The organism is Clostridium hydrogeniformans DSM 21757 (genome assembly GCF_000686705.1).
Lineage (GTDB): Bacteria > Bacillota > Clostridia > Clostridiales > Clostridiaceae > Clostridium_Z > Clostridium_Z hydrogeniformans.
The window spans coordinates 216,700-232,210 of sequence record NZ_JMLJ01000006.1 but is presented as its reverse complement, the minus strand read 5'-3'; the positions used below and the strand labels follow the sequence as shown (position 1 = coordinate 232,210).

The 15,511-nt window shown below is 30.6% G+C and carries 9 protein-coding genes; all 9 read left to right on the top strand.

Annotated features, from left to right (window positions below):
• The first annotated feature begins 11 nt into the window (after positions 1-11).
• The gene (locus BR69_RS0103685) at positions 12-290 is read left to right on the top strand and encodes a Dabb family protein (protein WP_027631987.1); all 279 of its coding nucleotides are present in this window, start codon (positions 12-14) and stop codon (positions 288-290) included.
• Between the two features lie 361 nt (positions 291-651).
• Positions 652-1,545, top strand: a complete 894-nt coding sequence (locus tag BR69_RS0103680; RefSeq protein WP_027631986.1) for an ROK family protein — start codon at positions 652-654, stop codon at positions 1,543-1,545.
• A gap of 361 nt (positions 1,546-1,906) precedes the next feature.
• A complete protein-coding gene (locus tag BR69_RS0103675; protein WP_027631985.1) occupies positions 1,907-3,970 on the top strand; it encodes a methyl-accepting chemotaxis protein in 2,064 nt (687 codons plus the stop codon).
• Positions 3,971-3,992: 22 nt separating this feature from the next.
• The gene (locus tag BR69_RS0103670; protein WP_027631984.1) at positions 3,993-5,990 is read left to right on the top strand and encodes a methyl-accepting chemotaxis protein; all 1,998 of its coding nucleotides are present in this window, start codon (positions 3,993-3,995) and stop codon (positions 5,988-5,990) included.
• A gap of 303 nt (positions 5,991-6,293) precedes the next feature.
• Positions 6,294-8,291 (top strand): methyl-accepting chemotaxis protein, encoded by a 1,998-nt coding sequence (locus BR69_RS0103665; protein WP_034849300.1) that lies wholly within the window; start codon positions 6,294-6,296, stop codon positions 8,289-8,291.
• A gap of 283 nt (positions 8,292-8,574) precedes the next feature.
• A complete protein-coding gene (locus tag BR69_RS0103660) occupies positions 8,575-12,192 on the top strand; it encodes a DNA polymerase III subunit alpha (protein ID WP_027631982.1) in 3,618 nt (1,205 codons plus the stop codon).
• 352 nt (positions 12,193-12,544) lie between these two features.
• Entirely contained in the window at positions 12,545-13,453 is a 909-nt protein-coding gene (locus BR69_RS0103655; RefSeq protein WP_027631981.1) for an ABC transporter ATP-binding protein, read from the top strand.
• Positions 13,454-13,457: 4 nt separating this feature from the next.
• A complete protein-coding gene (locus BR69_RS0103650) occupies positions 13,458-14,201 on the top strand; it encodes an ABC transporter permease (protein ID WP_027631980.1) in 744 nt (247 codons plus the stop codon).
• A gap of 337 nt (positions 14,202-14,538) precedes the next feature.
• On the top strand, positions 14,539-15,498 hold the full coding sequence (pfkA, locus tag BR69_RS0103645; RefSeq protein WP_027631979.1) for a 6-phosphofructokinase: 960 nt from the start codon (positions 14,539-14,541) through the stop codon (positions 15,496-15,498).
• Positions 15,499-15,511 lie beyond the last annotated feature (13 nt).

The following is a 15,511-nucleotide window of genomic DNA, read 5'->3' as shown; positions in this document are numbered from 1 at the left end:
GAGGAATAGTTATGTTTACACATATTGTGATGTTTAAGTTTAAAGACAAGAGTTTCACTGAGGAAGCTAAAAGTATTCTTCTTTCTATGGAGGGAAAAATAGAAGAACTTAAGTATTTAGAGGTTGGAGCAGATGTACTAGATACTGAAAGATCCTTTCATATTGTACTTATAACAAAGTTTGATTCAAAGGAAGATATGGATAAGTATCAGGTAAGTGAGTACCATGTAAATCATGTGTTAAAAAATCTAAAACCTATGATTGAAAAAAGCGTAGCAGTAGACTATTAAAAGTTTAAAATGAAACCATAAGTTGCCTTACAATTATTAAGATGGTGTAAGAGTTATAATAATTGTAAGGCAACTTATATAGAATACTAATATTAAAAATAACACATATAAATTTATATATAATAGCAACTAAGGAAGATTTTAATTAAGTCTTCCTTTTATTTATAGGATTAATTTTAGAAGTTAAAATATTTAATGCTTAATATATTAGATAATTAATCTTCTTAATTAAGAGATAAAACTTTGGTTAATTTATAAGTAGGGGAATTAAATTTATTTATGATAAAGTTTTATATTAAGAGTCTTTTTAGGGGTTATGAAAAAGCACTTTAACTATTATAGAAATTAAGGGGGATAGGTAATGAATAATTATATATGTTTTGATGTAGGGGGAACAGCAATAAAGTATGGAGTGATTAAAGAAGATGGAACAATAATATACAATAGTAAATATGATACAATACCAAAAGAAGAAGAGTTCTTAAAAAGTATAGTAAGAATTGTAGAAGAGAATAAAAAAATCTATAATGTAAAAGGAGTTTCATTAAGCCTTCCAGGTGTTATAGATCCTTTTAAAGGAGAGGTAGTTTTGAGCTATACCTTAAGATTCTTAGAAGGGAAAAATATTAAGGATTTATTGGAACAGGATGTAAACCTAAGGGTGGAAATAGAGAATGATGGAAAATGTGCGGCACTTTCCGAAAAGTTCAATGGCAATGGGAAGGACTGTGATAATTTTATATGTATAACTGTAGGGACAGGCATAGGTGGCGGAATATATGTAAATGGAGAGCTTTTAAGAGGTCATAACTTTATGGGTGGAGAGTTTGGATTTATGATAACAGAGGGAGTAAATGAAGGGGAAAATGACTTTAATATAGTTAGTGATAGAGCATCCGTAGGGTCTCTTATAAGAAGATATAAAAAACTAAAAAATATAGATATTAATGAAAAGGTAGAGGGAGATGAAATATTTGAGGAAGCTAAGGAGGATAAGGATGTAGAAAATCTACTAGAGTCATTTTATAGGAGTCTTAGTTACTGTATTTTTAATTTAAGTGGAGCAATAAATCCAGAGAGAATTCTTTTAGGCGGCGGTGTTAGTGAAAGGGAAGATTTCATATATAATATAGATAAACATCTTAATAATATAAAGTGGTGGAAGGATATAGGTTGTGATATATATACTTGTAAACATAAAAATAATGCTGGTATCCTTGGAGCGCTATACAATTTCCTTACCATAAAAAGATAAAGGGGAGAGCCTATGATTTTAGAAAATAATTTTTCTGAAATTATAGGCTTTTATTATAATACAATTCTTTAATAGTTATAGTACATTTACATAAAATTATTCTTGAAATTTACATTAGTTTATTATTGCAAGTTTAATTTATTATTTCAATTTATTATTAAGGGAAGAAGAAATCCCATTTTAAATTATATATAATACAATTAAATTATACAATTTATGTAAAAGTAATAAAGAATTAATAATTAACTACGATAAATCTACATAATGGAAGAAAATAATGTAGATACACATCTTAAAATGTAGAAATTGCAGTAATTATGTTAAAGGAGTGTTATTATACATAGAATCGGAGGAGTCTTAAATGAAAAAGCTTAAGAAGTCTTTTAAAGCAAAATTAGTAATTACATTTATATTAATAGTAACTATACCAACCCTTCTTTTAGGCTGGTTAACTTATAGTAAATCTAAAAATATATTATTAGATGAAAAGCTTCAGGAGCTTGATATTATAACTAAACAAATTGATTCTAATATAGATGAATTCTTACTAGGAAATGAATATAAAGTAAAAACCTTATCTAAGGATAAAGGGCTTATTGATATTTCAAACCTTACTAAGGAAAATGAGTTTTTGGAAAGAGCAAGACAAAAAGAGGATGGATATGAAGTACAGGAAGCTCTTTTGAATTCTAAAATTAAGGGAACTAGGGAAAATATGATGTCCCTTACAGAGGACCCAAATGTTAAGACAGCTTATATGGCAATGCCAAATAAACATATGGTTTCTGGAAAAACACAGTATATATTTAATAAAACAGAAAAAGATACCTTTGACCCTACAGAAAGGGAATGGTATAAAAGTGCAGTAGAATCAAAGGGTCAAGTTGTGTGGAGTGAGCCGTATATAGATAGAGAAGAAAATATTATGTTAGTTACTGCATCTAAAGCAATAGAAGAGAATGGAACCCTCTATGGAGTATTAGCTATAGATATTAAGCTAAATAGTCTAATTGATAAGGTAAGTTCTTTTAAGGTAGGAAAAGAAGGTAGGATTTATGTTTTAAGCTCTGATAATAAATATATAGCTAATTTGGACAAAGATTTTCTAGGAAAAGATGTGGATGATAAGAAACTGGCTCAAAATATAAAAGATAATAAAGAGCTAGGTAGATATGACAATAAGGAATACATATATAAGTTCTCAAGAAATAAGGAGACACATTGGACAACAATGGTATCATTATCTCAAGATGAATTAAGTGAAAAGTCTTATATATTAAAGGAGTTTACCTTTATTTTAACCCTAGTATTTATAGTGGTAGCTATTGCAATAAGTCTTCTTATAAGTAAACCTATTATAAAAAAACTTAATGATCTTAATATGGCATTCAAAAAGGCATCCCTTGGAGATTTAACTGTAGAGGTAAGTATTAAAGGGGAAGATGAGTTTAAAGATATTGGAGATTCTTTTAATCATATGATAAAAGATATAAATACATCCTTTAGAGAAATAGTTAAGGTGTCATCGGAAATATTAGAGAATTCTAAGACACTAGAAACCATTGGAGAGCAAACAAAAATAAGCTCTAATGAAGTAGGAAAGGCTATTGTTACAATAGCTGAAGAAACATCTGAACAGGCATTTAAGGCTGAAAAGGGAAAAGAATCTGTAGAGGGATTTTCTATGAATCTTGATCATGTATCTAAGGGAATAAATAATATAGATTTATCCATGAGAGAAACAGATCAATCTAGCAGTGAAGGAAAAGAAATTATTAATGATTTAACTATTAAGGCTTCACAAATGATAGAAAATAATAGAGAGTTAAGCCATAGTGTTTCAGAGGTTAATGAAAGTGTAGAGGAAATAACAAGTATATTAATAGCTATAGAGGGAATTGCAGAACAAACTAATCTTCTATCTTTAAATGCATCTATAGAAGCTGCAAGAGCAGGAGAAGCAGGACGTGGTTTTTCAGTGGTTGCAGAAGAGATTAGAAAACTTGCAGAAGAAAGTTCTAAGTCTACTAATGTAATAAAGAACATAATAGGAAACGTACAAGATAAGTCTAATAACTCTGTATTAGCTATAAATAATAGTACAAGCATCTTAAAAGAATATATAGAAATAGTTAAAAGTACTGAGAAGGTATTTGAAAGAATTTCTAAGGATATAAGTAAGGTATTAAAAGAGGCTATAGAAGCTAATAGACTTAATGAAAATATAATAAATGAGAAAAAAGAAGTTGAAGATTTTATAAATAATATAACAGTTTCAATAGACACTACATCAAGTACCACAGAAGAAATTTCAGCTAGTGTAGAAGAAACCATAGCTATGATGGAAAGCCTAGATAACAATGTTAAAGATTTTAATGCTCTAGCAAATAGATTGCAAGAAAAGATTGATAAATTCACAATTTAATAAACCATTCAAGGAGGAACTTATGAAAAAATTAAAAGGTATAATGGGTCAATTAATGGTAAGGAGCGTAGGTCTTGTGCTTATGCTAAGCTTAATTCTTTCAGTAAGTGCTTACTTTATAAGTAAGAATAGTTTAATAAAAAACTCTGAAATGCTTCTACAGGAATTTTCGAAAGAGGCAGCAGAAAATATACAGGCTACATTAACAGCAAATCAAAGAATAGCAGAAACTCTATCTATGTCAAAGGTGCTACAGGGAGATTCTTATTCTTTAGAAGAAAAGATAAATGTAATTAAAGAAAACCAAGATAGATATAACCACAAAAAGATTAGAATAGTAGACTTAGAAGGAAATGCTAAAGGTCCTGACGGGGTGGATATTAATGTAAGTGATAGAGACTATTTTCAGGAAGCTTTAAAAGGAAACTCTTATATTTCAGATCCATTTTACAGTAAAATAGACAATACCTTAGAAATAGCCTATAGTGCTCCTATTAAAGAAAATAATAAGATAAAAGGGGTACTTGTAATCATAAGGCATGGAAATGATTTTTCAGATGTATCAAATAGAATAAAGTTTGGAGAAACAGGAAGTGCTTATGTAATAAATAACAAGGGAACAGTTATAGCTCATAATAATAAAGAGTTAGTTGAGAAGATGGATAATACCATGGAGGCAGCTAAGAGTGATAAAAGCTTAGAAGTTTTAGCTGGAATAGAGAAAAAAATGGCAGGTGGAGAGAGCGGTATAGGAGAGTATAAGTACAATGGAAAGCAAAAGTTTATAGGTTATGCCCCTATAGCATCAAAGGGATGGTCTATTGGAGTAAATACAGAAGAAAAAGATATGCTAGCAGGGCTTAATGATCTTATTAAAATATTAAGTTTATTAACCTTAGGATCAATATTAATAGGTATGGTATTAAGTTACCTTGTAGCTAATAAAATAAGTAAAAGACTTAATCATGTTAAAGAGAGTGTAAAAGTGTTAGCTACAGGAGACTTTACTTTAAATGAGATAAAGGACATAAAAGAAGATGAGATTGGTGAAATTTATATAGCAGTAGAGGATACTAAAAAAGCAGTGGGAGATATGATAAATTCTGTTAAGGATACATCTTATAGTGTAGAAGAACAATCTACAAGTCTTGCAGCTCTTTCAGAGGAATTTGTATCATCTATTCAAAGTATAAGTGCAGCTATACAAGAGGCAGCAGAGGGAAATTCAAAACAATCTGATGAGCTTCTTCAAATAAATACATTACTTTTAGCTTTTGATAATAAAATGAATAATAATTTAAGTGAGATAACTAAGGTAAATTCTATGGCTGGAGATATAAGTGTTAAAGCAGAAAAGAGTAATGATGATATGGGATCTCTTGCAAAGTCTATGGCTACCTTAAGCAATTCATTTAAAGAATTTATTACCTCTATAAATACAATGAGAGGAAATATAAAAACAGTAAATGATATAACTACAATGATAAATAGTATAGCAGAGCAAACTAATCTTTTAGCTTTAAACGCAGCAATTGAAGCAGCAAGGGCAGGAGAAGCAGGAAGAGGATTTACAGTAGTTGCAGAAGAGATAAGAAAGCTTGCAGAGCAAAGTAAGGAATCTTCAAAAGATATATCAAGGGTAATAGATAATGTATTAAATGAAACTGATAGTATAGCAAATAAGAGTGACTCTATGAGTGGAGAACTTTCAGATGGAATAGAAAATATAGAGAGTGCAATAATGTCCTTTAAAGATATATCAGATTTAGTTATGGATATAACTCCTAAGATAACTACAATTAACAATGATTCAAAGGATATGGTAGATGATAAAAATGATATAGTAGAAAAGCTTGAAAATGCAACAGCTATATCAGAAGAGATAGCTGCAACCACAGAAGAGATAGCTGCATCAGCACAGGAACTTGGATCATCCAGTGACGAAGTTGCTAGAGCATCAGCAACTCTTCAAGAGCTTACAGAGAATGTTAAAGAAGATGTAGATAAGTTTAAGATATAAAAATTAGGGTATATGAGGTATAAGTTTCATATACCCTAATTTTATTACCACAAAAAGTTAAAAATATACAGAAAAATATATATTTACTAAAGAAGTGACAAAAATAAACGATATTATTACGGATATTTAATAAATATAAAAAAATATTTAATAACTAAAATGGTTATTATTTTAGGTATCTTAAAGAAAATGAATAGTTAAATAAAGAGAACCTATTAAAATTAAGAAATTTTTAAATATGGTATATAAATTTATATGAGTATTTATTTTTTTCAAGATATCTTTATACTAAGGAGGGAGAAAATGAGTAGACTTAAAGGAATAAAAAAGGAGCTTATGATAAATAGCTTAGTTTTAGTAGTTTTATTAAGTTTAATTCTTTCACTAGGCGCATATTTTATAAGCAAAAAAAGTTTAACCACAAATTCAGGATTACTTTTAAAGGAATTTGCAAAAGAGGCTGCTTCAAACATACAATCTACCTTAGAAGGTAATGTGAAAATAGCAGAGACCCTATCTATGGGCAAAGCTATTAAGGATGAAAATCTTTCAATGGATGAAAAATTAAATGTATTACAAGAAAACCAAGATAGATATCATCACAAGATGATAGGAATAGCAGACTTAAATGGACAGTATAGGGCTACTGGAGGAATGGATGTTAATATAAGGGAGAGAGAGTATTTCCAAGAAGCCTTAAAAGGAAAGTCCTATGTATCAGATCCCTTCTTAAGTAAAGTAGATAAAAGCTTAGAGGTGGCATATAGTACTCCTATAAAATCTGGAGATAAGATAACAGGAGTATTAGTAATTATAAGAGAAGGTACTGATTTTTCAGACATATCCAATAAGATAAAATTTGGACAATCAGGAAGTGCTTATATAATAAATCGTAAAGGGACGGTTATTGCACATAACAATAATGAATTAGTTGAAAATATGGATAATACTATGGAAGAGGCTAAAAAGGATAAAAACCTAGAGCAACTAGCAGAAATTGAAAATGGTATGGCTAGTGGTAATGTAGGGGTAGGTGAGTATAGTTACAATAAACAACATAAGTTTATCGGTTATGCACCTATAGCCTTAACAGGTTGGTCTATTGGAATAAATACAGAAGAAAAAGATATGTTAGCAGGTCTGAATACCCTTGTTAATACATTGATAATATTAACTTTAGTAGTGGTAGTAATAGCCTTAGCTTTAAACTATATTGTATCTAATAACATAGGAAAAAGGCTTAATAAGGTTAAGGATAGTGTAAAATTATTAGCTACAGGTGATTTTACTGTAAGTGATATAGGAAGTATAAAAAAGGATGAAATTGGTGAAATATATATAGCAGTAGAAGATACAAAAAAATCAGTAGGAAATATGATAAGCTCTGTTAAGGAGAGTTCTTACAATGTGGATGAGCAGGCAACAAGTCTTGCAGCTCTTTCAGAGGAGTTTGTATCATCTATTCAAAGTATAGGTGCTGCTATTCAAGAGTCAGCCTCAGGGAATTCAAAGCAATCAGAGGAACTACTTCAGATAAATACTGTGCTTTCAGTATTTGATGATAAGATGAATAATACATTAAATGAGATAGTTAAGGTAAACTCTATGGCAGGGGATATAAGTGTTAAGGCTGAAAAGAGCAATGATGATATGGGATCTCTTGCAAAATCTATGGCAACTTTAAGTAATTCATTTAAAGAGTTCGTTACATCAATAAACTCTATGAAGAATAATATAAAAACTGTAAATGATATAACAACAATGATAAACAGTATAGCAGAGCAGACAAACCTTTTAGCTTTAAATGCAGCTATTGAAGCAGCAAGAGCAGGAGAAGCAGGAAGAGGATTTACAGTGGTGGCAGAAGAAATAAGAAAATTAGCAGAGCAAAGCAAAGAGTCTTCAAAAGATATATCAAGGGTAATAGATAATGTACTAAATGAGACAGAGGATATAGTAGATAAGAGTAATTTAATGAGTGAAGATCTTTCAAATGGAATAGAAAATATAGAAGAGGCTATAGTGTCCTTTAAGGATATATCTAAGCTAGTCATGGATATATCACCTAAAATAACTGGAATTAATCAAGATTCTAAGGATATGGTAGAGGATAAGAATAATATAGTAGAAATGCTTGAAAGTGCCACTGCTATATCAGAAGAAATGGCAGCTACTACAGAAGAAGTTGCTGCATCAGCTGAGGAACTAGGGTCATCTAGCGATGAGGTGGCTAAGGCATCAGCAAGTCTTCAAGAACTTTCAGAGGGTGTTAAACTTCAAGTAGATAATTTTAAAATTTAAAGCTTAGGACATATGATTTTAAATATTAAGAATCATATGTCCTAATTTTATATATAGATATACCACAGGATAATTGAAACTAAATCACCAGCTATAATTATTTAATATGTATTATGTTTACCTTTAATGTATATTAATTTATAATAAGAACTTAATAAAAATAAATAGCAAATATGTAATGCAGCATATTAAAACTTAAACAATAAACTTGATTTAAATTCACATTATATAAATAAAGTTATATAATTATATCCATAAGAACTGTGTAAGGAGGTGGAGAACTATGGAGAACAATGCCTTGAAAAGAGACTTTTGTCATCTACATGTACATACAGAGTATTCACTTCTAGATGGATCAGGAAAGATCAGTAAGATGATTAAAAAGGTTAAAGAGCTTGGGATGAGTAGCATAGCTATTACAGATCATGGAGTTATGTATGGCTGTGTAGATTTTTATAAGGCTGCAAAGGAAGAAGGAATTAAGCCTATAATAGGTTCAGAAATATATATAGTTCCAAAGTCTAGACATATTAAAGAAGCTAATAGTGATAATAGTACATATCATTTAGTACTTTTAGTTAAGGATGAAGAGGGATATAAAAATTTAATGAAAATTGTGTCCTATGCATCTATAGAAGGATTTTATTATAAACCAAGAACAGATAGGGAGTTTTTAAGAGCTCATAGCAAAGGGTTAGTTGCCTTAAGTGCTTGTCTTGGAGGAGAAGTACAAAGACACCTTAATGGAGGCAATAAAGAAAAGGCAAAGGAAGCAGCCTTATTTTACAAAGATGTTTTTGGAGAAGATTTCTACTTAGAGCTTCAAGATCATGGACTTGAGGAAAATAAAAAGGTTAATAAACTTCTTATAGAACTTTCTAAAGAACTTAATATACCTTTAGCAGCAACTAATGATGTTCACTATATAGAAAAAGAAGATGCTAAGGCTCATGATATACTTCTTTGTATACAAACAGGGAAAACAATAAATGAAGAAAATAGGATGAGATATCCTTGGGAGAGACTTTATCTTCAGTCTCCAGATGATATGTATGAAAAATTTTCTTATGTAGAAGAGGCACTGGAGAATACACTAAAAATAGCTGACAAGTGTAACTTTGATTATGAATTTCATGTATCAAAACTTCCAGATTATCCTCTGCCTAAGGGGGAAGATCATTATGGGTATTTAAGAAAACAATGTTATTTAGGACTTGTTGATAGATATGCATCTTTAGAGAGATTTAGAAATAAGGATTTAGATGTAGAGGAAATAATTGAATACTCTAAGAGTGAAGATGAAGTAAAAGAAATAACAGATAGGCTAGAATATGAATTAAATATAATAAAACAAATGGGATATGTGGATTATTTTCTTATTGTTTGGGACTTTATAAAATATGCTGTGGACAATGGAATACCTACAGGACCAGGAAGAGGATCAGCAGCAGGATCTATAGTTGCTTATACATTAGATATAACAAAGATAGACCCTATAAAATATAGTTTGCTATTTGAGAGATTCTTAAATCCTGAGAGGATAAGTATGCCTGATATAGACTCTGACTTTTGCTATGAAAGAAGACAAGAGGTTATAGATTATGTTGTAGATAAATATGGTAAGGATAATGTGGCACAAATAATAACCTTTGGAACTATGGCAGCAAGGGCTTGTATAAGAGATGTAGGAAGGGCAATGAATTATTCCTATGGAGAAGTAGATAAGGTAGCTAAAATGATACCTACTGTCTTAAATATAACCATAGACAAGGCTTTAGATATGAACCCAGAGCTTAAGGAGGCCTATGATAAGGATGAAAGGGTTAGAGAACTTATAGATGTAAGTAGAACCCTTGAGGGACTTCCAAGACATACATCAACCCATGCAGCAGGAGTTGTTATATCCTCAAAACCATTGGTGGAATATGTGCCTCTTCAAAGAAATGAAGATAACATAGTAACTCAGTTTACCATGGGAACCTTGGAAGAATTAGGACTTTTAAAAATGGATTTCTTGGGTCTTAGGACTCTTACAGTTATGAAAGATGCTGTAAAGATGATAAAGCAAAATAGAGGGGATGAAATTGATTTAGATTCCTTAGATTTTGATGATGAAGATGTTTATAAAATGATAGGAGAAGGAAAGACTGTTGGAGTATTCCAGTTAGAATCTCCAGGAATGACTAGCTTTATGAAGGAGTTAAAACCTGACTCCCTTGAGGATATAATAGCTGGTATAAGTCTTTATAGACCAGGCCCAATGGCAGAGATTCCAAGATACGTAGAATGTAAGAGGAATCCAGATAAGGTTCAGTATGAAACTAAAGAACTAGAGAGTATTCTTAACGTAACCTATGGGGTAATGGTTTATCAAGAACAAGTAATGGAAATAGTTAGAAAACTTGCAGGATACTCCATGGGAAGAAGTGACCTTGTAAGAAGAGCCATGTCTAAGAAAAAGCATAAGGTCATGGAAGAAGAAAGAAAGAACTTTATACATGGAGTAGTAGATGAGGCTGGTAATGTAGAAGTTCCAGGATGCGTAAGAAATGGAATAACTGAAGAAGCAGCAAATAAGATATTCGATCAAATGATGGACTTTGCATCCTATGCATTTAATAAAAGTCACGCGGCAGCCTATGCAGTTATAGGATATCAAACAGGATACCTTATGAAATACTATCCAGTAGAATATATTGCTGCCATGTTAAACAGCGTTATGGGTAATAATGAAAAAGTAGCTTACTACACAGCCTTTGCAGAAAGCCTTGGGATACAGGTATTACCTCCAGATATAAATGAAAGTTATACAAGATTTACGGTAAAGGAAGATACCATAAGGTTTGGTCTAGGAGCCATAAAGAACGTTGGGTTAAATGTAATTGAGAGTGTAGTTGAATCTAGACGGAAAACTGGACATTTTAAAAGCTTCTATGATTTTTGTAATAAGGTAGATATATCAGCAGTTAATAAAAGAGCAGCTGAAAGTTTAATAAAGGCAGGAGCCTTTGATCAATTTAAAGTATTTAGATCTCAAATGTTAGCCGTTTATGAAAAAATTATGGATGGAATAAGTAATCAAAAGAAAAAAAATATAGATGGGCAGCTCTCCTTATTCTCAGCTATGGGAGAGGAAGAGGAATCCACAATTACAATAAAATATCCTAATATAAAGGAATTTGAGAAGAAATATAAGCTATCTATGGAAAAAGAAATGATAGGTTTATATCTTTCTGGTCATCCTCTTGAAGATTATGAAAGAAGCCTTAAGATGCAGACTTCGATTAGTATTTCAAAGATTCTTAAAGATTATGCTGAAACCTTTGAAGAAGTAGAGTTAGGTACAGAGGATGGAATGGCAACTATATCTAGGGCTATATTAGAGAATAATAATATTGTGCGAGATGGTCAAAGAGTAAAGGTTGGAGGAATAATATCTGAGCTTACTAGAAAGATAACAAGAAACAATGCCTTTATGGCCTTTATAAAACTTGAGGATTTAACAGGAACCATAGAGGGACTTGTATTTCCAAAGTCTTATGAGAGAATAGGACCAATGCTTAATGTGGATGATATGGTAGTAATAGAAGGAAGAGTAATGATTAGAGAGGATGAACCTCCAAAGATAGTATGTGAGAATATAATACCTTTAGAAAGGATAGATTCATCTAAGGTATATATAAAAGTTAAAGATGTAGAAACCATAAAGACAATAAAACCTTCCTTGAAAGCCCTTGTATCTAAACATGAAGGAAGCACTCCTTTACTACTATTTGCAGAGAAGGAGAGAAAGGCTTTTAAGATACCTAAGGATATGTGGGTAAACCTAGAAGGTCAGGTTCTAGATATCCTAAGGGATGCCTTTGGGGAAGAGAATGTTAAAGTAGTTGAAGAGAATTAAACATTGTATAAATTTTTCTATTATGTTAGTTAAGTCTTGAGGGAGTCAGAATTTGTGATTTCAAATTAAAAATTTTGAAATCAATGATCTAAAAAATACCGACTTAGAACATTAATTTCACTAACAGAAGAAGTTGAATTAACTAAATAATAGATGAAGGTGTGCATATAGTAGGGAAAAATCTACTATATGCATACCTTTTTTATTAGTTATAGATAATCACAGTGAAATCTAAGTTTATTCAATTAGATAATTGGATATTATTATATATATGGATATAGGAAACTAAGGTTTAAAGAGGGAATATTAAGAGCAATGTGGAATTTTTTATATAATAGAAAGGGGCGAGGATATGAAAGAAGTTTTAAAAGTAGAAGGACTTACTAAAATATATGGTGGTAGAAAAGTAGTAGATGATTTAAGCTTTTCTGTTAAGGAAGGTGAAATCTATGGATTTTTAGGACCTAATGGTGCAGGGAAAACCACTGCAATCAAGATGATACTAAATCTTATAAAGAGAGACAAGGGAAAAGTATATATAGATGGTTACGATTTAGATTTAGACTTTAAAAAAGCCATTAATAATATAGCTGCTATTGTGGAATATCCTAAGTTTTATTTGAATTTTTCTGCCTATGATAACCTAAAAATAATAAAAAATTATAGGGGGAAGGTAGAAGATGAAAAGATATTAGAGGTTTTAGAGATAGTTGGTCTTAAGGGAAGGGAAAAAGATAAAGTAAAGACTTATTCCCTTGGAATGAAGCAAAGGCTTGGCATAGCTATGACGCTTATAAATGATCCTAAAATAATACTTTTAGATGAACCAACCAATGGATTAGATCCAAAGGGAATAATTGAAGTGCGTAATATAATTATGGATCTTTCTAAAAAATTCAATAAGACAGTTTTAGTATCTTCACATTTATTACATGAGATAGAAATCATGTGTAATAATGTAGTAATAATAAATAAGGGAAAAACCATAGCTCAAGGTGAGGTTAAAACTTTAATAAATAAAGATGTGGATACTATTCATGTAGTAACTAAGGAAAAAGAGAAGCTTAAAGAATTAATGGACAAAATAGATTATGGAAATTATGCAAATGATATGAATGACGGACTTTTAATTGAACTTAAGAAAAATATGTCATGGAAGCTTATTAAGGAATTAGTAGAAAATAATATAGAAGTAAAATATATAAATGAAAAGAATCAATCCTTAGAGGAAATTTTTATAGACATTGTTGGAGGTGAATAATAGAATGGGATCAATAATAAAAAATGAATTTTTTAAGGTCTTTAGAAGTAAGGCCATATACGTTATGGAGCTTATAGGAATATTCTTAGGTGGGGGAATATTATTTTTCTTAAAAACCTTACAAAAAGGAGTATTTGGTGCAGAAGGTATGAAAGAGACTCTTACTTTTTATGATGGGCTTTCAAGTTTTACCAATGTAATAATATTTATCTTAAGTATATGGGCAGTACTCCTTGTTACCTCCATGATTACAGAGGAAAATAGAAATGGAACCCTAAAATACACTTTAATAAACCCAGTAACTAGAATAGAAGTAATAATTGCAAAAAGTATATTCCTTTATTTAACCCTTTTTATAATGGTTGCAGTACATATTATAATTGGAATTATTGCTAGTGCTATTATAGTAGGTGGGGTTAATATTAACGATATAGTAGAAATACTTATAAAGGGAATTCTAACTACCATACCAATGTTTGGATTATCTATGGTGTTATTTATACCTGCTCTTTTATTAGAAAGTACCTCTCATACTATAATAATAGGGTTTATAATAACTAATTTTATAGATGGTGTTCTAAGAATAAAACCAGCAATTCATAAATACAGTATAACTGCATATACATCTACATTTTTAAATGGTAATTCAGAAGCATATATGATCACATTAATACTATCTGCAATTTATATAATTATATTCCTCGTTTTATCAATTCTTTTGTTTAACAATAAGGAAATTAAAGCCTAAATATTTATGATATTCATGCCTTATTTATTATTTAAATAGTAAATAAGGCAAAAATTTTATATAATATTTTTAGGTAGGATGAAAATAATATTATTAAAAGTATATATGATCTTTATTAATATTATTTAGTAATAAACTTTAGTTGAAAAATATTACTAGTAGAAGTAAAATTACACTATAGAGCACTTTAGTCGTTTACATTTTGATAAAAGATAATTAATAAAATTTGCAAAAATCTTAGAGATTTTGTAAAATAATTATGATTGATAAGTGTGTTGGGAAAATTTTAACACTGGTGGGACTAACTAAGTCCCGGTGGTGATAGGAGGAATTAGATATGAGAAAGATTGCTGTATTAACTAGTGGTGGAGATGCTCCAGGAATGAATGCTGCAATAAGAGCAGTTGTTAGAACAGCTTTGGACAAAGGCTTAGAGGTTATGGGAGTTCAAAGAGGTTATTTAGGGCTAATAAATGGTGAACTATTCCCAATGGATAGACATAGTGTTTCTGATATAGTTCAAAGAGGTGGTACAATACTAAGAACAGCTAGATGTTCTGAGTTTAAGACAGAAGAAGGAAGACAAAAGGCTGCTAATGTGCTTAAGGTATATGGAATAGATGGACTTGTTGTTATAGGTGGAGACGGTTCTTTCACAGGAGCAAGACTTCTATCAAAACTTGGAGTTTCTACTATAGGATTACCAGGAACCATAGACAATGACCTTGCTTATAGTGATTATACTATAGGATTTGATACAGCTTTAAATACAGTTTTAGATGCTATAAATAAATTAAGAGATACATCATCTTCTCATGAGAGAGTAAGTATAGTTGAGGTTATGGGAAGACATTGTGGAGATATTGCTCTACATGCAGGTATAGCAGGTGGTGCTGAAGGAATAATAGTACCAGAGAAAGAGTTTGATAAAGAAGAACTTTGTAAGGTTATACTAGAAGGAAAACTTAAGGGTAAGATGCACAACTTAATACTTCTTGCAGAAGGTGTTGGTGGTGCTTATGAGCTTGCAGAGTATGTAGAAGAGATGACAGGAATAGAAACAAGAGCTACAATTTTAGGACACATACAAAGAGGTGGAAGTCCATCAGCTTTCGACAGAGTTTTAGCTTCTAGAATGGGATATAAGGCAGTTGATTTATTACTAGAAGGTAAAAGTGCAAGAGTAGTAGGAATAAGAGATGGAAAAATAGTAGATGATGATATAGATGAGGCTTTAGCTATAGAAAGATCCTTTGATGAAGAATTATATGAAATATCAAAAGCTTTATCACAATAAAGTTTAAATATAC